Here is a 20,081-nt window from a genome sequence, read left to right as displayed (position 1 = left end):
GGCATTTTACCTGGTAATAGAAGCGGTAAGGTTTACCGACATTGCCAAGACAATGGCGTCGCAATGGCAACACCGAATTGCAGCATTGAGCATGAGGATGGCTACATTGATGGCTTAGGGCTTAATCGTTCGATTGACTTCAATACCTGCGTGTATAATCCCCTCCTCGCTGATTAGTGTTTTATAACCCAGATCCACGTTTTTAAACGCGCTGATAATCCTACCTTTATTATTTCTTAACTCAGAGGCATCAATCTGTATATTCTGAGATGTCACTATTTGGCCATAATCGTTGGTTATTATTTTAGCCTTTATTCTGATGTCAGCAGGCCCAGAAAGCGCATTTGATTTAATGACACCATCCCAATTATTAAAAAACCCCTTAGCTTTAATCGACGTGTATCCACTGTTAGCATAGATGCTCCCAGCTCGGTTATTAACATTCCGCCCTGAAATCCTAATACCGAACTTCTCATTAGCCTGATAGTCCAAGCCGTGCCGCTCACTTTTAATCTTCCCATCTATATTATCAATATCGCCTACACTTCTGAGTTTTAACTTAGGGGCGTATATCCTACCACTGCTATTTTTAATAAATGATGTTGAAACTAAATTAGCCACCGTTTTAGCATCTATCATTCCTTTATTCTGGACACCACCACTATTGGCATAAAGGAATATTTTATTAGTATACATCCCGCCCAACTTAGTCACATCAATGGCAACATTAGCACTATTATAAGGGCAATTATCTCTCGGTTTAATATCAAATTTTTCACCAATATCAGTAAAACTAATATGGCTTTTCCCTATCACCGCCAAGATATCCTCCGCTCTGACTTCTCCTTCCACAGTGAGTGAAGTAGAAAATAAATTGAGAAAGGTATCTGAGCCATCATGGTGTTTTAGCCCATTTCGGCCAATACTCACCGCGCCTTGCTGAATATCATAACCCATTAAAATATCAGAATTAAATACAGGCACCCCGGTAGTAAGAGTGACATGGCCCATATTACTAAATTGACAGTTATTGCAATAAATCCCTGATGGGTTAGCAATAATAACATGGGCTTGAGAACCAATAACGGCCAAATCTCCATGCAACAGACTTGGCTTATTTGATGTTACTTCATTTAAAATAACCTTTGCTGTTTTATCGACTAAATTAGGGTTACCAACAAAGCCAGGAGCATCAATTTTCTGGTTATTAAAAAATAATTTATTATGCCCTGGACCAAACGTCAAACTGAGTTCATCGTACTTATTATGTGAAATCCCTTGTTCATTTGGTGTTACTATATTTATAGTCGTAAATATAGCCCCCTGACAATGAGCATTTTGAGTCATACATAATTTTTTATTCTCAATATAATGATGTATTTCTGGTTGCTGATCTTTGGGTGCTTGAGTGTCGGCAATAATATTGGCAAATGAGTAAAAGCTCATGGTTGCTAATAGACAGTAAATAATCAAGAATAATTTATGAATGAAAATTTTATATTTTTCTACTACATAGCAGTATATGCCCATTATTTTACCTCACTGCTTTTATAAAAATATAATTGTAGTGAGTTACATACTCAAATAATCAGCCAATGACCACAAGCTTAAAAATACAAAGTATATATATTAATTATGATATGCCCTACTTATATAAGGATCATTAGCTAGTATTGCCAATTAATCATAAAACCCAAAACTAAGGCATCAGTTTGAAAATTAGCCGGTTTATAGAGCGGAATGCCAACATTCAAATCATAACCAAATCGATGATAGCCACCGCGAATACCTGCAACAGCACCAACTAAAGTGTCACCAAGTAAGAATTGCTCCCCTTTTTCACTCACTTGACCATAATCCATCCCCATATAGAGCTGGCTACCAATATGTTGATTTACCCATACAAGGTCATTTTTCAAAAACCACCCTTGAGAACCGGTTAGCACATTGCCGGTCGAGAAGCCGCGTACTGAATTACGCCCTCCAATAGAGAATTGGTCCTGCATCTTAAGATTGGACCGTGAGTATTGATGGCTAAATTCAGGTTGAAAATGAAACCGCTGTTCACCCAGCATAAAAGGGATATCCAGCGCCGCGGTGACATTAACCAGCCTAGTTGCCTGGAATGCGGTTGTGCCTGCCGAAGAGCCGGAGCCAAACCATTGAGTGCCTTGCTGATAATTAATCCCCCCAGTTATCGTGGCCCAGTGGGTATAGTGAAGATGTCGAAAACCGAGTTGCCAATCGACAGTATCCTGTCGCTGAATTTCCAGTTCAATATCAGCAAAAAAACGATTGGATTTACGAATTAATGCGCCAGTGTAGCCCACCGTTTTATAGTTATGGCCTCGCATTAACAGCCGTTGAATTTGTATATCCAGGGATTGCCAATAGGTACGATATTCAAAGGCAGTATCGGCTATCAGTAATGTTTGATAGTAAGTCCCCTGACTACCCGTAATACTCCACAACCAATTCCCAAAGGGGACGGAGTAATGTAGCGAAAGGTAACCACTCCCCTTATCATGATGATTGTCCAACTCCCGGCTAGCAGACAGATAAACCAAGTCACTTAACGATAAGGGATTATCCAGAAATAACGTCGCTCCAGCACGATAGCGACCGACGGCATCATAGCCCGCATTATCAAGAAAAGTATTGATACGCCAGAAACGGGACTGTTGCCGATTCACCACAATCTGGCTAGTTAAATCCTCCTGATTTAATTGAATTTCCATAGTGGCATCTACCGACGGCAGGCGTTGCAGATTCTCCAGCCCTTGTTCAATATCGCGCAAATTTGCCAAGTCACCGGCCTTGCTCGGGAATAATGTATTGAGCTGTGCATAACTATCACTATTTTCATGATGCTCAATGCCATTCACTCGACCAGGAATTAAAGTCAGAGACAGTACCCCGTCGGCATAGCTGTCTTCCGTGAAAGTTACCTGTGAAGTGATATAGCCGTCATCCACCAGTTTCCACTGAAGATTATTCTGCAATGCTGATAGCCCTTTCTCACCCAAACAGTGTCCCTGAGCTTGTTTTGCCCATTGCGCTAACCGGGCAGCATTGGGAAAGGCACTCATATTAAGCAGCTCGACGCGGTCAATAACCAAACAGGATATTTCATCTGAAGAGATAACACCCTCCAGCGCAGCTGATTCACTCTTCATTTGAGTATGTGATAATGGCGGCGTGAGGCTATTTTTTAACTCTCGCTGCTGTTGTTCTAACATAACTGCTTGAGTTGAATTGACATCGGCATAAGTGATTAAGGGGAAAAAAAATATAAAACTCCGTAAAGACAATAAGATTACTGTTATCCATTTTTTATTATAGCCACGTGGAACACCCTCACTTACTGCTAGCAGCTTCATGCCATAAACTCCATTTCAATTAAATTTTGAAAACAGTTAGCCACAGATATAGCTAACTGTTTTGATAGATATATACTTATGGTTTATTTACTATGAGATTTTTCTATTAGAACTTAATTTCCTCTCGTTTATGTAACATCGTCTTAATTATATTTAACCTTTATATTCTCAACATACACAGTGTCATAACCACTACGATGTATACCTTTATCTTTTATTGTCATCTTTTTATCAGAGTTATAGATATCACCCTTAGTACTGATATATAGCTTACCATCTGCTACTTTCATATTCGGATTCTTTATCACATTAGCATCTGAAACAATACGTACCCTATTAGCATGCATCCCCCCAACTTTACTAATATCAACACTCGTGTATTTATTCACATTATCCAAACGTTCAGATATTTTCTTAAACCCGCTCGGATTCCCATCGGAATCTACTTTTATTTGATGGCCGCCGATCAGCATATCAATCTTATCTATATAAAAATCACCACTGGCTTTTAGATCATAGGAATACATTTTTAAATATGCGGAGTCACTTCCTTGGCTAGCTCCATGAATATTGATATTCCCTCCCATAACGTTGAACCCTTCAAGCTTTCCATGCTTAAATAATGGATTACCCGTGGTTAAAGTCACATTAGTCATTCCTGAACCTAAACACCCATTACAATCAATACCCGCTGGGTTAGCAATAATTACATGAGCCCTCTGTCCGGCAACAGTCACACTGCCAGTTAATTGACTTTTTTGATAAGAATTTACTTCATTTAAAATAACTTTAGCCGGTGCGCCTTTTAAATGTGGATTACCATTTTTTTCACTAAATAATTTATTATTCAGAGTGATTACGTCAGAAGTACCCGGGGTATTAAATTTAGTATATTTATTATGTGATAAACCATTGTCATCTGGTGATTGAATGTTAACAATTGTTTTATTTACATTTGTGCTTGAGCTACTATAACTATTGTGATGAAGAATGGGAGCTTCTTTTATATCTGGTTGTTGATGCTCAGGTGCACCCTTGTCAACCATGACATCAGCCGCATAAGAGGCAGAAACACCACAAAGTGAAAGGAATATAGAAAGAGGCAAGACTGATAGCTTTATTTTATTGTTTTCATGAACTGAATTCATATAATCACCTTATATATTAATTGGTTCGCTTATAATATTGTTTATATTGCCGATTAAAAACGACGATTAATTAGCGGTTTTTTATAAAACAAAGTCAATGCAGCAAAGTATATAAAATATATTATAAGAATGATAAATATAGGTTTTAAAATTAGTAATATATATAAGATAAAAAGAGATCATTGTGAAAACAAAGAGGGTTTATAGCAGTGAGGATTGAGAAAAAATGAGGTTAGATTAAATTCTATCTGAGCTAATTAAGAAAAAAACACAAAAAAACCCTGACGTTTCCGTCAGGGTTCTTAAATTTGGTCGGCGAGAGAGGATTCGAACCTCCGACCCACTGGTCCCAAACCAGTTGCGCTACCAAGCTGCGCTACTCGCCGAATTGGGCCGCATCTTACTGCTACACATTTGGGCCGTCAATCACTTTTTAACAACCCGCTGGCGACTGTTGTTAAAAGCATCACCAGCGGTTAAAACTGAATCACTCGGGCTATACCTGAGCTTCGGCGGTTTTTAGTTGAGGTGATTGCGCCCGCAGGAATGGCAGTAAGAAGAAGGCAGATAAACAAGCAGCAACTGAAATCACCACAAAGAAACCATTCCAGTGCCAAACCTCCATCACACGGGCAATCGGATAACCCGAAAGCGCGGCACCCAAGTATGCAAATAACCCAACAAAGCCCGTCGCAGCCCCAGCTGCATCCTTATGCGAACATTCTGCGGCAGCCATACCAATCAGCATCTGAGGGCCAAAAATAAAGAACCCAATGGCAAAGAAACATCCCGCCTGCAACACATAGCTGATACCGGGCATCACCCACAGTGATGCGACAGAAAGGAAAATACCGATGGCGAATATCAGATTCATTGGGCCACGATTACCACGGAACCATTTATCTGACCCCCAACCCGCGACCAGAGAGCCGATAAATCCACCCACTTCAAATAATGAAATGGCAGAGTTAGCGGTCATTAATGAATAGCCTTTCTCTTGAGTTAGATAGAGATTACCCCAGTCATTAATTGCCGTGCGAACGATATAAACCAACACATAGGACACCGCCAGCAACCAGATATATTTATTGGTTAACACATAGCGCTTCACAATCTCTTTGTTCGATAGCCCCTGACCTTCAGACTCCTGCACCAGTTCCATGGCATCATTGCGCCACTTACCCACACTTGGCAGCCCCATGGTGCTGGGCTTGTCTCGCAGACGCCAACACATCAGCAAACCAATGACCACACCAATAATACCGGGGATAATCATGCCGTAACGCCAGCTAAAGTGCAGAGAAATAAAACCAACTAACAATGGAATCAATGCGCCACCAAAATTATGCGACGTATTCCAGATGGCCCACCAGCTACCGCGTTCTGAGCGAGAATACCAACTAGTGAGTATTTTGGAACATGGCGGCCAGCCCCAGCCCTGAAAGAAAGCATTGATAATCCACAAGCTACCGAACACTAACAGTGAGGAACTCATACCAAACAGGATATTGATAACCCCGGTCATGACCAGGCCAATGCCCATAAAATAACGGGGATTTGAGCGGTCGCTAATCATCCCCGAAATAAATTTTGAACACCCATAAGTGATATAAAACAATGTACCTAAAATCCCAACATCTGACATCGTCAAGCCCAAGTCGCTGAGCATGGCTGGCATAATGAAGTTAAAGCTTTTGCGAGTGAAATAAAAAGCCGCGTAGCCGATATACATCGTCCACATTAATTGAATGCGCCAATATTTATAGGATGAATCAATCTGCTCTTGATTCGTTACCACCACTTCGCTATCGCGACTTTTGAGGAAAGACCACATGTTGAACCTCAGAATATTTTACAAGTGCAGTCATCATGCTGCGCACGCGCGCGAAACTAATTAGGGAAATTCCCGCTGCATACGAGAATATTTCTTAGTTTCCATCAATGGGTTAGGAAACTGTGGGTAGGATCACATTTAAACAAGTGCCCTGATCCACACTCAAGTTAAAACTTCCCCCCAGCGCGCTCACCCGCGATTGCATGCCACGTAGCCCATAACCCGGCGTTAGTGTAGCCAAATCTATACCTTTTCCATTATCCCGAATCGTCAGATATATCTGCTGGCTATCCTGCCTCGCATTAATCTCAATCCGACTGGCGGCACCATGCCGATAGGCATTGGTCACCCCTTCCTGACAAATCCGGTATAGCGTAATTTTGAGTGTTTCATCGATAGGATTATCATCAAGCTGCCAGTGTAATACACCGACAACAGATTGATCTTGCGGAATAAGCTCACGCATTAGTGCCGCAATGGCCGCCGACAGTGGTAAATTATTTAATGCCGCCGGCCATAATTTAGCTAATACATCATGGACACCGTCATAGACCCGCAATGCCTGTGTCTCTATCATTTCCGCACTGGTCAACACCGACTGCTGTGTAGTTAAGCGCTTAATAACACTGGCCTGAGTGCGGATAACCGTCACTGTCTGCCCGACCTCATCATGCAGTTCACGCGCCACATCACGCCGGGCGTGTTCCTCTGCTACCACCAATGCTTTGGCTAGCTCGCGATTTTCATTCAGCCGTATTTGCAATTGCTGGTTCAGCTCCCGCTGCCGCTGAATTCCCGCTCCCAGTAATAACCCCGTCAGGCTTTGTGCCAACAGTGATAACAGCAGGTCGCGGTGAGAATCTAATTGCAAAGGAGTATTGATTAATAACACCACGCCATTCAGTAATGTTGCGACAGATGCCCCCTGCCAACCATAACGATAAGCCATGAAAACAATAGGTATCGCCAAACAGAATGGGGCAAACAGGTATAAATCTGATTCAGTGACTTGATTCTGTAGCCAGATACTCAAGGCAAAGAGCAACAGATACCACATGATATGGTGCAAACGCAGATTAATAGGCTTATGAATTAGCCCCGGCTCTAAAGGTAGCCAAATCTGGCGTGCCAGATAGTGCCACAATAACAAGCACGTCGGCGCAATGGTGAAGCCACCGACTAACCCCAGTAATAAGGCCATTGCCCCTTGACCACTGGCAATTTGCCATCCCAAAGCCTGTATCAATACCGCCCCAACAATCACTGCACCTTGCATTAAGGGCCATTGCCATTCGTTCTGATTTTTCTGATGGCGTAATAACCAAGGGGAGGCAAAAAAGGCCAGCAACGTCGTCGCCAATAGCAGTGGAATAGCGCACCACAGCAGATCTACATAGCCAAACTGGTCAGTCAGCAACCACCATAGCAAGGCATCCCCGAGCAGAATTCCCGGCCAGTACTGACGCGGGCTTTGCAATAAAATCCCAATACGCAAGCCAAAGGGGAACAACAGCAATGCCTGTAAAGGGCGGTCAACAAGCTGGGTGCCGACTGACCATAAACAAAAAGCTGCAGTGGTATAGATAAAGAACAGTGCCAACACCATGACCAACCGCTGCATCATAGATTCAGCACCTGCTTCGCCAGTTCAACATTGTTATTAACACCGAGCTTGGCAAATAAGTTAGCGCGATGGACATGGACGGTTTTGGGAGATAGCCCAAGTAACTCGGCAATTTCGCGCACTTCTCTACCTTGCGCCAATAATATGGCGACCTCACGCTCACGGCGGGTCAAGGGATCGACTGCAATACGGGCGAGTTTTTGTGCAATTTCGGGCATCAGATACACCCCTCCACTGCCCACGGTTCGGACGGCAGAAACCAAATCTTCCGGTTTACAACGTTTGGTGAGAAAGCCGCGCGCACCGCGCTCTAAAGCCATTTCGACTAAAGCCGGGCTATCATGCATCGACAACATAATGACGCCCATTCCCGACGGGAGATCTTTCAATAAATCCAAGCCACTTTCATCAGGCATAGAAATATCACAAATACAGATATTCGCCTGCAAGCCCGGTAATCCGGCACGCGCCTGTTTTGCCGAGCTGAATTCTCCTACCACCTGAATATCATCTTCCAGAGAGAGAAGCTGGGCAAAACCGGAGCGCACAATGTCATGATCATCAATAAAAGCAACACGGTAGGTCATGGCAGACTCCAGCCGGGAAGGGATATGAGCTGAAGTATACCGCAACCTTATAATTGCGATGTGAATTGGTATCAAGGTTTACGCCATATCAGATGTTACCTACATCAATTGGCTATATTGCAGGCTGAGCCTGCCGGTCAGGTGCGCGGCACCAGTTATTCTCTGCATTAATTCCACCATCCGGTGAGGTATAACCTAAGCAACCCAGAATTGAGTCAAACAGTTCAACCTGACGGTGAGTTTTGCCGACCCGCTGCTCTGCCTGGAGCTGTTCGAAAGCAGTGAGGTGCTCCGGTTGTGCCAGAAATTTATCTGATGCCCAGACCATCAATGGCACTCTAAACTGCTCCGGTGGTGCCATTTCTCGTGGGGTGCCGTGGAAGTGAGAGTTATCGTCAATAGATTCGCCATGGTCGGCGGCATAGAACACTAAGGCTTTTTTATCTCGCATTTGGTCAATCACATTAGCGATAAATGAATCGGTATATAACACGCTGTTATCAAAAGCATTAACCAACTGCTGTTTGCTGCAAAAATCATCTACGCCCATACATTCCGGTTGATAGCGGGCATAGCTGCGGGGATAGCGCTGAGAATAAAGATAATGGGAGCCTTTGGTGTGGAGCACCACCAGATGCTTGCCCGCAGGATAACGCGCCAGTGACTCTTTCAACTCATCCACCAGCAACATGTCATCTACCGGCTTATCATCATTGCGCTTCTCGGAAGCGATCAATTCTCGGAATGAATAGTTATCGGTATTCGCATTATTGTAGAACCACATCTCGCTCTGCATCGCGAACAACTCGGAGGTGAAGCCCAGCGACTTCATCACCGCGAACACATTTTGCTCTTTCAGCGTGCGCTGAGGGTTATCTTCTGTGCCGCCCTCCCGCACAAACATACAGCGCAGTGAAAGTTTGGTCGAGGTGTCACAGGATGTGCCACGAAAAGCGACTAAATTCTTTTCTTTACTGAGACGAGGGGTGGTATCTCGTGGATATCCCAGCAAGCCCATATGGTCCCAGCGAGTTGTTTCACCAATGATAAACACAACATAAGTGTCATCAATACCAGCAGGTGCAACATAAGTGTGGTGCTCTGCGGGGTTGTACAAAGTTGCCGCGTCATACTGTTCATCGTATTGGGTATAAACGTATAAACCCAATGCCGCCAACCAGTTAGAAGGCAAGTAGGAGTGAGCAACCACACCACCATAGCTGGGTAAATCTACCGTTTTTAGCTGTTCATCAGCATGCTGCACTTTATCCAGATAGCGAATAGGCAACCAAACCAAGGCGACGGTAACCAGCATCAATAAGACCGGTTTAATACGTTGGCCCGGCGTGCGCAATTGCTCCAACAAAGTTAAGTGCAGGGTATTTTTCCAGATAAGCAGTAGAGGCAATGCGCTGACCAGCGCCATCCAAATGACAAAATGGAGGCCAATGACCTCTTTAGAGAGGTCGGTATCCGTGGTCAATACGGAAATAACGATGCCATAACCAATCACGACATTGAAAAAAGTCATGTAATAACTGGCGGCGACTGAAATTAATACCAGCAGGGTGGCAACCACGCGGTAAAACCACCGCCCACCAAGGGAGATAACCCGCATGACAAAGAAGGTAAACAGAATAATGGCTATCACTTCAGTGATAGCTGACACGACTTTTATGCCTTGAATACCTTGGCTAAAGGTGTCAAAACGACGATAAAAGACAGAAATATTCAGGAAAATACCAATATAAACTGCCAACAACAAAGAGATGCTTTGCTGCGATAAAGATTTAACTCTGTCCATATAACGCAAGGTCTCCAAAGACACTATTTGCGGCTTGAATCAATCAGACAGTGAACCCCTCCTCAGGTTCAGTGCAGAAAAGATAAGCGTGCTATTGATTTTAATTACAAGAATTATCTTAATCATTCTTAGTGAACAAATCCGCGAGCCAGCGCTTAATACGAGGAGTATATATTCGTCTATTTGTTTGAAAACAGGGGATAAGAAAATGTAAGAGAATCACGTAACACTCAGAACCCCACAAGATAATTCTCATGAGATTCTGAGGCGAATTATTGAGTTACTTGATATTCAGAGTGACGTCGATATTGCCACGTGTGGCATTAGAGTATGGGCAGACAACATGTGCTTTCTTCACTAAATCTTCTGCTACGCTGCGTTCAATTCCCGGCAAACTGATATCCAACTGAACTTCAATGCCAAAACCTGTTGGGATCGCCCCGATACCAACGGTACCTTCGATGCTGGCATCATCAGGTACTTTTATCTTTTCTTTTGATGCAACAAACTTCAGTGCCCCGAGGAAGCAAGCAGAGTAACCGGCAGCAAACAGCTGTTCTGGGTTAGTCACCGCACCACCTGCGCCCCCCATTTCTTTAGGAACACCCAATTTCACATCCAGCACGCCATCAGAGGATGTTGCCCGACCGTCGCGGCCACCAGTGGCTTTAGCTTTGGCACGGTATACGACTTTTTCAATAGACATAGTGCTTTCCTTTAAGGGTCATTAAATATGAATATACCCTGCATATCGGGGTATAGGCTTATGATACAACCAGTTAAATAACTTGCGATTAAATCGCACACTACTTAATTAGTTGCATACTAATAAGTGTAGAACATATCCCATACTTAGCCTCTGCAGGCCAAGTAATGCATCTGGGTTGGTAACGGTTATTTCTATCCAACCCAGCGACATCATTCAACTAATCAATAATATTTAGCCGTGCTGTAACAGCTTGCCACGTAAGGATTCAAGTTGCTGTTTAATATCAATTAACTGATCAACATCGCACTCGCTTGCACACATAATTGCTGCAGGAATTGACTGCGCCTGTTCACGTAAGTTTCTGCCCTGCTCAGTCAGACGAATGATGACCTGACGTTCATCATCCATGGCGCGTGAGCGAATTAATAAACCAGCACTTTCCATACGTTTCAGCAAGGGCGTCAATGTGGCGGAATCCAGAAACAACCGCTGACCAATATCAGAAACCGTTAATTCATCCCCTTCCCATAACACCAACATGACCAGATATTGCGGATAGGTTAGGCCCAACTGATTCAGCAACTTACGGTAAACCTTATGCAAGGCCAGATTGGCTGAATACAGGGCAAAGCACATCTGCTGGTCCAGCAATAACGGATTTTTCACCTGAAACTCACTGCGTGGTGGATCAATACACTCAATATAGATAGCGCACGATATAATAGCAAGCGTGTTTTTTATGAACGGCTAATCATGAAATGCGGGCTATAAAAAAGCCCCCAATTTGGGGGCTTCAGAAGCAATCTTATTTAGCCGGTGTATCTATCTTGTCGTCTATGCGCTGCAACATATACGGATAGAATGGGTTTGATGAAATTCGCATCAGTGAATCTAATCCAACCACCAGAACTGCACGCTCACCACGAGCAGCAAACGTCCCCAAGCTGATACCGTATTGGTCACGTGGATCGGGATAACGACCATATAACGAATCACTCATTGGGAATGGCAATGCCACATGAGATAACGAGAAGATATCCGGTGGATAAATCAGCCCAGTCGGCACGGACGTCTCGTTAGTCTCACCCGCCAGAGTAGTCAGCGCTACAGTTTCATTACTTTGCGGCGAAACGTTGGTGATCACCGTGGCACTGTAATTACGTGGTGGTGGCGGTAACAAGCGCGCCAAAGCAGTATAAGAAGAAGTTCTCAATAACGGGCCGAAGCTAGCCGCACGGTTCAAGTCGAACAGCACCACTTCGCTGCCATTTTTCGGCAAGTGGTTATAAAGCGCGGTCACTACTGCTCGGGTACTAACCGTCGAGTCCATTAATGACTGGAAAGTCAGGATTGGCGGTAACTCTTCCATCTTATTGTTTCTGGCATCGCGCGCAATTTGCTGTTGCAACACAGAAGTCAGTAAATACGACTGACGAGCAGCATTAACCGGGAATGAGTTGTATTTGAAAGGATTAAACTCTGGCACTATCCCCAGCCAAGCCGCTTTGGCAAAGGCAGGGAAAATAGCTGGCCAACCGGCAATACCCGCAAAACGCGCAAAGCTTGTTACGCCAATCATTGGAGATATCAATATGACCCGCGCGGGTTTTGCCAGTGTTGGATCATCCATTGAGTCCAACGTGTATTTCATTGCCAACGCGCCGCCATTAGAAAAACCAACAACATGCAGTGGTAAATCTGGGCCACTCAATGCTTTAGCTTCACGAACTGCCAGCCGTGTTGCCGCGAGCCAATCTTGCCACTCAACATCGGTCAGGCCCGCTGGCACAGTGCCATGAGCAGGCAAACGAATACCCACGGCAACATAGCCACGCTGACGATAGTTCTCTGCAATATGGCGCAAGCTGTAAGGGGTATCAGTTAAGCCATGCAGTAATACGACCGCACCTTTAGGTTTACCTTCGGGTTGCAGAATATAAGAACGGTTCCAATCATTTTTAAAATGAGGTGGATAAATCGCGCTACCAGAATAATAACGATTTAATGGAACCTGGGTTCTTGGTTCCAATTTTTCGGTAACATTAATCCGAACTTCATCAAAAAGATTATTTTCGGCTTTGATGTAATCCGCCCAATTGGCTTTATCAATTTCAGCGGCGCGCATATCGTGAGGAACAAACGTATGCCAAAGCTCAAGCTTCGGACCTCGTTGTGTATCGTAAATTCGTATTGCCAGTATGGTAACGGACATTACCACCAAAACCAGAACAATCCGTTTAATCCACCGCTTAATGGCTATGGCAGGCATGGGCCGTTACTCCGTATCTATATAATTTTTCACAATTGAGGTCAGTTTATCACCCTCTATCTACGCCGCTACTTTAAACGCAAAACATTATCTTGGTATATAGTGCGCTATTAATAAAATTAGTATGTAGTTATTACTGTCAAAGAAACCGTCTTAAACAGCTTAATTTCCCGTTATTCATCTCATTTCACTATAGTATTAAATAACCTTGTTTAGCTTTATTGCGGTAATTTCATATCAAAACCGCTCACTTGCTAGGATTGCCAACTATGAAAACGACTGAATCGGTGACCGAACAGCAACCAACCCGCCAGCGGAAAGTAGATTACTTTCGTTTCCATCGCCCACATGAGCATTTATCTAATCCTTTCGGTAATGGCTGGTTTGCCCTAAAAGCTGAAGCTTTCGCACGCTTTTTTGGCACACCGGTTTTTCTCGGCGCACAGACATTAATTGTGGTGGTATGGATTGGCCTGAATGTAATTGGCGTCGTCAAGTTTGACGTTTATCCCTTTATTTTGCTGAATTTAGCTTTCAGCTTGCAGGCGGCCTATGCTGCCCCACTCATTTTACTGGCACAGACTCGTCAAGCCGAGCGTGATAAAGCCAACGCCGACGCCGATGCACAACACCGTGAAGCGCTGGCCATCGCCAATGAAGAACGCCAAAAAATAGCGGCACAAAATACGGAGGTAATGTTGGAATTACTGCGGCAGAATACCGAATTAACGGCCCTGACTAACCAATTAACAACTCGCCTTGAGAGCATGGCACTGGAGTTACACCAGAAATTGGTGCTCAATCCCCCCACTCCGCCGCATGTCTGAAAATAAATCGGGCCACTCACCCTATGATTGTGGCCCGAAACAGTGTTATCGCGGCTACGCTTCGCGACTTTCTACCGGTTCTTGAATGATACGTGGTGGCGCTTTGCGCAACCAAATCCACCAGGCAAGTGTCATTAATGCCACCCAAGCCAGGCCGACATACATGGCAATTCGGGTGTCAGGGAAATACCCCAGAACCGCAATAATAAATACCATAAAGATAATGGTCAGAATCGGTGCTGCTGGCCAGAAGGGAACAGGGAAGGCCAGACGGGCAACATTTTCTTTGCTCATCGAGCGGCGCATCGCCACCTGTGATATCAGAATCATTAACCACACCCAGACCGTCGCAAAAGTCGCAATTGAAGCAATAATCAGGAATACATTTTTCGGAATCAGATAGTTCAACACCACGCCACATAACAGCGCAATTGCCATCACCAAAATAGTCATCCATGGCACACCATTGCGCGTCAGGCGGCTAAAGCACTTAGGTGCTAATCCTTCCTGTGCCATGCCATACATCATACGGCCCGCACCATAGATGTCGCTGTTGATCGCTGAAATTGCCGCAGTGATCACCACTAAATTCAGAATATTGGCTGCGGAGCTAATACCCAAGCTACTGAAAATTTCCACAAAAGGACTGCCATTTTGCCCAATACTATTCCATGGATAGATGGCCATCAGAACAAATAGGGTCAAAACATAGAACAACAGAATACGTACCGGAACTGTATTGATAGCGCGGGGCAATACTTTCTCGGGATTCTTCGCCTCACTGGCGGTTACCCCAATAATTTCAATACCGCCAAAAGCAAACATCACTACGGCAAATGAAGCAATTACGCCCGAAATGCCATTGGGCATAAACCCTTGATGAGACCATAAATTGCTGACCCCGGTACTCTCATGACCCGCACCAAAGCCAAACATCATAATCCCCAGTCCTGCTGCGATCATGGCGATAATCGCGGTCACTTTTAGCAGAGATAACCAAAACTCCATCTCACCAAAAACTTTGACTGAACAGAGATTTAGCGCGCCAATAAAGAAAATAATGCTCAAAACCCAAACCCACTGCGGGGCATCAGGGAACCACAGGCCCATATAAATCCCAAACGCCGTGACATCGGCCAGCGCCACAATAATCATCTCAAAGGTATACGTCCAACCGGTCAGAAAACCGGCCAGTGGCCCCAGATAGCGGCTGGCATAGTGACCGAAAGAGCCTGCAACCGGATCATGTACGGCCATTTCGCCCAGTGCTCGCATCACCATAAACACTGCAGCGCCACCAATCAGGTAAGCCAGTAATACTGCCGGCCCTGCCAGACGAATTGCCTCGGCAGAACCATAAAATAAGCCGGTACCAATAGCGGAACCTAACGCCATGAACCGGATATGCCGGGCACTAAGGCCGCGTTTCAGCGTGGATGAATCATTCTTCATGGTACATTCTCGCAAGATTTGTGCCCTTTCAGGCAGGGGTTCAGAGAGGGTGATCCCGGTTACCGGGATCACCTATAGGTCAATATAACGACTGCTTATTATTCGATTAGTTATTAAAGACTTGGTAGTAGATGCGGAGGCATCAATTCATTCATATGATGCTGAGCAATAAGTTGACTTGCAGCTTCAATATCGGGGGCAAAGAAACGATCTTTTTCGTAGTAGGCAACATGCTTACGTAACAAGTGGCGCGCGGGTTCCAGTGCATCTGATGTTTTCAAGCCTTTACGCAAATTCAGCCCCTGACACGCCGCCAGCCACTCGACAGCCAAAATACCGCGCACGTTCTCAGCCATCTCCCATAAGCGTTTACCTGCTCGTGGAGCCATAGAAACATGATCTTCCTGATTGGCTGAAGTTGGGATGCTATCGACACTCGAAGGGAACGCCAGCCCTTTGTTCTCACTAGTGAGGGCCGCGGCCGTGACCTGAGCAATCATAAAGCCAGAGTTTACACCGCCGTTTTCCACCAAGAATGGCGGTAACTGCGACATATGTTTATCCATCAATAGCGAAATACGCCGCTCGGATAACGAGCCAATTTCCGCCAATGCCAGTGCCAGATTGTCCGCCGCCATAGCCACCGGCTCTGCATGGAAGTTACCACCAGATAACACGTCGCCTTGCTCAGCAAACACCAATGGGTTATCTGACACTGCGTTTGACTCAATTGCCAGCACTTCTGCTGCCTGACGCATTTGGGTCAGGCAGGCACCCATGACCTGTGGTTGGCAACGCAAAGAGTATGGATCTTGCACTTTGTCACAATTTCGATGAGATTCAGAGACTTCGCTACGTTCGCCAAGTAAATGACGATAAGTGCTCGCGGCATCAATTTGCCCACGCTGGCCTCTCACTGCATGAATACGCGCATCAAATGGGCTGCGAGAGCCTAATGCCGCTTCCACCGTCAAGCTGCCAAAGACCGAGGCCGCAGCATACAGATCTTCTGCTTCAAATAAACCGCGCAATGCATAAGCGGTAGAAACCTGTGTGCCATTAAGCAGTGCCAGCCCCTCTTTTGCCGCGAGAGTCAGAGGTTGCAAGCCCGCTTTAGCCAATGCGGCGCGGGCATCCAGCCACTCCCCTTGATAACGAGCTTTACCTTCACCGAGCAATAACAAGCTCATGTGAGCCAGCGGAGCCAGATCACCAGAAGCCCCCACCGAGCCTTTTAATGGAATATGCGGGTAAACTTGCGCATTAACCAAGGTGATTAATGCTTGAATAACTTCTAGACGAATGCCGGAGAAACCACGAGCCAGGCTATTGATTTTTAACACCATAATCAGGCGCACAATAGCATCATCATTTGGTTCGCCAACACCTGCCGCATGGGATAGAACAATTGAGCGTTGCAGGTTTTCTAAATCTTCGGTCGCAATACGGGTCGATGCCAGTAGGCCAAAGCCGGTATTGATACCATAAGCTGTGCGCTTCTCTGCCAATATGGCCTGCACACAATCCACACTTTGTTGAATAGCCGCGTAAGCATTTTCATCCAGAGTGATATGAATTGGATGTTGATAAATATGCCGCAAGTCAGCCAGAGTCATCTGGCCGGGGCGCAGGGTCATGGTTTCGAGGGTTGTTTTCATTATTTTTTACCTTGAGTCGCGGCAACCATTGGCAGGTTCAACCCCTGCTCTTGTGCGCAATGAATAGCGATGTCATAACCCGCGTCAGCATGGCGCATCACGCCAGTCGCCGGATCGTTATGTAATACTCGGGCGATACGTTCTGCGGCCTCGTCACTGCCATCACATACCACCACCATGCCTGAATGTTGTGAGAAGCCCATCCCCACACCGCCACCATGATGCAGTGACACCCAAGTTGCACCACTGGCAGTATTTAGTAATGCGTTAAGCAGCGGCCAGTCAGAGACGGCATCAGAGCCATCCTGCATCGCTTCGGTTTCACGGTTAGGGCTGGCCACTGAGCCAGAGTCCAGATGATCACGACCAATCACAATCGGAGCCGATAATTCACCGGTACGTACCATCTCATTGAAGGCCAAGCCTAATTTAGCGCGCTGACCTAAACCGACCCAGCAAATACGAGCCGGTAGCCCTTGGAAGCTAATACGCTCACGCGCCATATCTAACCAGTGATGCAAGTGCTCATCATCAGGGATAAGTTCTTTAACCTTAGCATCCGTTTTATAAATGTCATCCGGGCTACCAGAGAGTGCGACCCAGCGGAATGGACCAATGCCACGGCAGAAGAGTGGGCGAATGTAAGCAGGAACAAAACCAGGGAAATCAAAAGCATGGATCACGCCCATATCTTGTGCCATTTGGCGGATATTATTGCCGTAATCAAAGGTCGGGATGCCCATATTGTGAAAGGCCAGCATCGCTTCAACATGTTCAGCCATAGAGGTTTTCGCTGCGTTAACCACCAGCGCTGGCTCACTTTCAGCACGTTGACGATACTCTTCCCAGCTCCAGCCTTTTGGTAAATAACCATTTAGTGGATCATGAGCACTGGTTTGGTCGGTCACCATGTCCGGGCGAACCCCGCGACGTACCAGTTCAGGTAAAATCTCGGCCGCATTGCCACACAAGGCGATAGAAACAGCATCACCCGCCGCGGTGTATTTTTTGATTCGAGCTAATGCGTCATCCAGATCAATGGCTTGTTCATCAACATAACGAGTTTTCAGGCGAAAATCGATGCGACTCTGCTGGCACTCAATATTGAGAGAACAAGCGCCAGCCAAGGTTGCTGCCAGCGGCTGTGCTCCCCCCATGCCACCCAATCCTGCCGTCAATACCCAGCGCCCTTTCAGACTACCGCCAAAGTGCTGTCGACCGGCTTCCACGAAAGTTTCATAGGTGCCCTGCACAATGCCTTGGCTGCCGATATAGATCCAACTGCCCGCAGTCATCTGGCCATACATAGCCAGCCCTTTAGCATCTAATTCGTTAAAATGTTCCCAATTAGCCCAATGAGGCACCAGATTCGAGTTAGCAATCAATACTCTAGGTGCATTACTGTGAGTTTTAAATACTCCCACCGGCTTGCCTGACTGGATCAGCAAAGTCTCGTCATCATTCAGATGAGTCAGACTTTCCACAATCTTGTCATAACATTCCCAGTTGCGGGCTGCACGGCCAATACCGCCGTAAACCACTAATTCTTTGGGATTCTCAGCGACTTCAGGGTCAAGATTATTCATCAACATACGTAGCGGAGCTTCAGTCAGCCAACTTTTGGCAGTAAGTTTTGTGCCACGCGAGGCTCGAATCTCATTATCACGGAATCTGTTTTGGGCAGTCACGGCAATTTCCTTCAACCAGTTTTTCAGGTATCGACGACATTACTTAGCTTGAGTATTTATTAACATATACTCGTATAGACAAGTACAATCAAGCAGCAAAAAAATGATGGAAGCTCGCTGTAACTCAAAAAAATAGGGACTATAATCACCTTTAAAATTAGTTGGTTATATAAAATCCCATTCTGTATTAAGACCAAGCGGGAGGATTTTTGACATGATTTCAGCAACCAAAGCAGCATAAAATTGGTTTGTTTTTGCGCACGAAGTCACATATATTTCACACGAATTTTACATTACATCATCAGAAATGCGGGATGCCTCGCGTGACAATTGAGGGATATTTGCCACTTAACTTAAGAAGGTCAGTAGCAAAGAGATAGCAGAAAGGGTCGATTAGAGTTGCGGTTTGCCCTAGTAACCCCTGCCAACCTATTTATTTGTGATGAGCCTGGCTATCAACGGGCGCCTGCTCTCGTTCCGTTAAACCATAGTCCCGCACTACCGTCGCAACCCGCAGACGATAACCGGCGAAGACGCCATCACGCCCAGCCTCTTGAGCCATTCGATGCTGTTCAATATTTCGCCATTGCTTAACCGCATCTTCATCACGCCAGAATGACAGCGACAGTAATTTTTGTGGGTGGCTCAAACTTTGAAAACGCTCCACCGAAATAAAGCCATCCATTTGTTCTAACAAGGGTTTTAATGCTGCGGCGTAGTCTAAATATGCATTGTATTCACCCTCTGCGGGTTCTACTTCAAAGATGACTGCGATCATAGGGTTACTCCTGCCAGTCGGGTCTTCAGAACAGCACGGTTTTGCTTCTAAAGTCAGTTCGCTATAGCCAAGTTATTAGCAACTAAGCCAGTGCTAATGAACTGCATTCGTTATGACGATATCGGCAATGTAATCAAATAGTTCGAAACTTTATAGTGCTCATTTTTAGCTGACGCTGCAATTCACTACCTCACATAGCCCCAACTCCATACCTATCTTCATAGCGAAATGTGATCCACTGCTGATTATTATTTACTCACCTGAACTATTATTTGGACATTATTAAATGCAAACGTTGTCATTATTCTCTGTGACAGCCTTAG

Annotated in this window: 15 protein-coding genes and 1 tRNA gene; 1 reads left to right on the top strand and 15 read right to left on the bottom strand. The window is 45.3% G+C overall.

Going from position 1 to position 20,081, the window contains the following annotated elements; genetic code table 11:
* Positions 1-114: 114 nt before the first annotated feature.
* From N0H69_RS00465 to N0H69_RS00415, 11 genes are all read right to left on the bottom strand, one after another.
* Positions 115-1,530 (bottom strand): two-partner secretion domain-containing protein, encoded by a 1,416-nt coding sequence (locus N0H69_RS00465; protein WP_050151891.1) that lies wholly within the window; start codon positions 1,528-1,530, stop codon positions 115-117.
* A gap of 137 nt (positions 1,531-1,667) precedes the next feature.
* Positions 1,668-3,380 (bottom strand): ShlB/FhaC/HecB family hemolysin secretion/activation protein, encoded by a 1,713-nt coding sequence (locus N0H69_RS00460; protein ID WP_050151890.1) that lies wholly within the window; start codon positions 3,378-3,380, stop codon positions 1,668-1,670.
* 143 nt (positions 3,381-3,523) lie between these two features.
* Positions 3,524-4,528 carry a two-partner secretion domain-containing protein gene (locus N0H69_RS00455; RefSeq protein WP_050151889.1) on the bottom strand — a complete coding sequence of 335 codons (1,005 nt, stop codon included), beginning with the start codon at positions 4,526-4,528 and terminating at the stop codon, positions 3,524-3,526.
* Positions 4,529-4,837: 309 nt separating this feature from the next.
* Positions 4,838-4,914: transfer RNA gene (locus tag N0H69_RS00450), tRNA-Pro, on the bottom strand.
* Between the two features lie 110 nt (positions 4,915-5,024).
* On the bottom strand, positions 5,025-6,362 hold the full coding sequence (locus tag N0H69_RS00445; protein WP_050123663.1) for an MFS transporter: 1,338 nt from the start codon (positions 6,360-6,362) through the stop codon (positions 5,025-5,027).
* A gap of 112 nt (positions 6,363-6,474) precedes the next feature.
* Positions 6,475-7,986, bottom strand: coding sequence for a signal transduction histidine-protein kinase/phosphatase UhpB (gene uhpB / locus N0H69_RS00440; protein WP_050109191.1), 1,512 nt, complete (start codon positions 7,984-7,986; stop codon positions 6,475-6,477).
* On the bottom strand, positions 7,983-8,573 hold the full coding sequence (uhpA, locus tag N0H69_RS00435; RefSeq protein ID WP_050109192.1) for a response regulator transcription factor UhpA: 591 nt from the start codon (positions 8,571-8,573) through the stop codon (positions 7,983-7,985). The genes uhpB and uhpA overlap by 4 nt, the downstream gene beginning before the upstream one ends.
* Before the next feature lie 112 nt (positions 8,574-8,685).
* Positions 8,686-10,377 carry a kdo(2)-lipid A phosphoethanolamine 7''-transferase gene (gene eptB / locus N0H69_RS00430; protein WP_050123771.1) on the bottom strand — a complete coding sequence of 564 codons (1,692 nt, stop codon included), beginning with the start codon at positions 10,375-10,377 and terminating at the stop codon, positions 8,686-8,688.
* A gap of 280 nt (positions 10,378-10,657) precedes the next feature.
* Positions 10,658-11,083: an organic hydroperoxide resistance protein gene (locus N0H69_RS00425; protein ID WP_050109194.1), complete on the bottom strand. Its 426-nt coding sequence runs from the start codon at positions 11,081-11,083 to the stop codon at positions 10,658-10,660.
* Between the two features lie 234 nt (positions 11,084-11,317).
* Positions 11,318-11,722 carry a MarR family winged helix-turn-helix transcriptional regulator gene (locus N0H69_RS00420; protein ID WP_050123770.1) on the bottom strand — a complete coding sequence of 135 codons (405 nt, stop codon included), beginning with the start codon at positions 11,720-11,722 and terminating at the stop codon, positions 11,318-11,320.
* Positions 11,723-11,891: 169 nt separating this feature from the next.
* Complete coding sequence (locus N0H69_RS00415) at positions 11,892-13,355, bottom strand: alpha/beta hydrolase (protein ID WP_050135234.1); 1,464 nt, start codon at positions 13,353-13,355, stop codon at positions 11,892-11,894.
* 269 nt (positions 13,356-13,624) lie between these two features.
* On the opposite strand from N0H69_RS00415, the gene N0H69_RS00410 reads away from it, so the two are divergent.
* The gene (locus N0H69_RS00410) at positions 13,625-14,182 is read left to right on the top strand and encodes a DUF1003 domain-containing protein (protein WP_050109196.1); all 558 of its coding nucleotides are present in this window, start codon (positions 13,625-13,627) and stop codon (positions 14,180-14,182) included.
* A gap of 54 nt (positions 14,183-14,236) precedes the next feature.
* Here N0H69_RS00410 and hutT read toward each other — a convergent pair whose 3' ends face one another.
* The 4 genes from hutT to N0H69_RS00390 all read right to left on the bottom strand — a co-directional run bounded on the left by hutT (position 14,237) and on the right by N0H69_RS00390 (position 19,758).
* Positions 14,237-15,634, bottom strand: a complete 1,398-nt coding sequence (hutT, locus tag N0H69_RS00405; protein WP_050123661.1) for an L-histidine transporter HutT — start codon at positions 15,632-15,634, stop codon at positions 14,237-14,239.
* 113 nt (positions 15,635-15,747) lie between these two features.
* A complete protein-coding gene (gene hutH, locus N0H69_RS00400) occupies positions 15,748-17,292 on the bottom strand; it encodes a histidine ammonia-lyase (RefSeq protein WP_050151888.1) in 1,545 nt (514 codons plus the stop codon).
* Positions 17,292-18,980 carry a urocanate hydratase gene (hutU, locus tag N0H69_RS00395; protein WP_050151887.1) on the bottom strand — a complete coding sequence of 563 codons (1,689 nt, stop codon included), beginning with the start codon at positions 18,978-18,980 and terminating at the stop codon, positions 17,292-17,294. The genes hutH and hutU overlap by 1 nt, the downstream gene beginning before the upstream one ends.
* 433 nt (positions 18,981-19,413) lie before the next feature.
* Complete coding sequence (locus N0H69_RS00390; protein WP_050151886.1) at positions 19,414-19,758, bottom strand: antibiotic biosynthesis monooxygenase family protein; 345 nt, start codon at positions 19,756-19,758, stop codon at positions 19,414-19,416.
* Positions 19,759-20,081 lie beyond the last annotated feature (323 nt).

Source organism: Yersinia alsatica (assembly GCF_025133195.1).
Taxonomy (GTDB): Bacteria; Pseudomonadota; Gammaproteobacteria; order Enterobacterales; family Enterobacteriaceae; genus Yersinia; species Yersinia alsatica.
Note: the sequence above shows the minus strand (reverse complement) of the source record. Positions and strands in the feature narration are given on the sequence as shown.

Coding starts and splice junctions, on each gene's coding strand:
- N0H69_RS00465 (WP_050151891.1), bottom strand. CDS start 1,530: ATGGGCATATACTGCTATGTAGTAGAAAAATATAAAATTTTCATTCAT.
- N0H69_RS00460 (WP_050151890.1), bottom strand. CDS start 3,380: ATGAAGCTGCTAGCAGTAAGTGAGGGTGTTCCACGTGGCTATAATAAA.
- N0H69_RS00455 (WP_050151889.1), bottom strand. CDS start 4,528: ATGAATTCAGTTCATGAAAACAATAAAATAAAGCTATCAGTCTTGCCT.
- N0H69_RS00445 (WP_050123663.1), bottom strand. CDS start 6,362: ATGTGGTCTTTCCTCAAAAGTCGCGATAGCGAAGTGGTGGTAACGAAT.
- uhpB (WP_050109191.1), bottom strand. CDS start 7,986: ATGATGCAGCGGTTGGTCATGGTGTTGGCACTGTTCTTTATCTATACC.
- uhpA (WP_050109192.1), bottom strand. CDS start 8,573: ATGACCTACCGTGTTGCTTTTATTGATGATCATGACATTGTGCGCTCC.
- eptB (WP_050123771.1), bottom strand. CDS start 10,377: ATGGACAGAGTTAAATCTTTATCGCAGCAAAGCATCTCTTTGTTGTTG.
- N0H69_RS00425 (WP_050109194.1), bottom strand. CDS start 11,083: ATGTCTATTGAAAAAGTCGTATACCGTGCCAAAGCTAAAGCCACTGGT.
- N0H69_RS00420 (WP_050123770.1), bottom strand. CDS start 11,722: ATGTGCTTTGCCCTGTATTCAGCCAATCTGGCCTTGCATAAGGTTTAC.
- N0H69_RS00415 (WP_050135234.1), bottom strand. CDS start 13,355: ATGCCTGCCATAGCCATTAAGCGGTGGATTAAACGGATTGTTCTGGTT.
- N0H69_RS00410 (WP_050109196.1), top strand. CDS start 13,625: ATGAAAACGACTGAATCGGTGACCGAACAGCAACCAACCCGCCAGCGG.
- hutT (WP_050123661.1), bottom strand. CDS start 15,634: ATGAAGAATGATTCATCCACGCTGAAACGCGGCCTTAGTGCCCGGCAT.
- hutH (WP_050151888.1), bottom strand. CDS start 17,292: ATGAAAACAACCCTCGAAACCATGACCCTGCGCCCCGGCCAGATGACT.
- N0H69_RS00390 (WP_050151886.1), bottom strand. CDS start 19,758: ATGATCGCAGTCATCTTTGAAGTAGAACCCGCAGAGGGTGAATACAAT.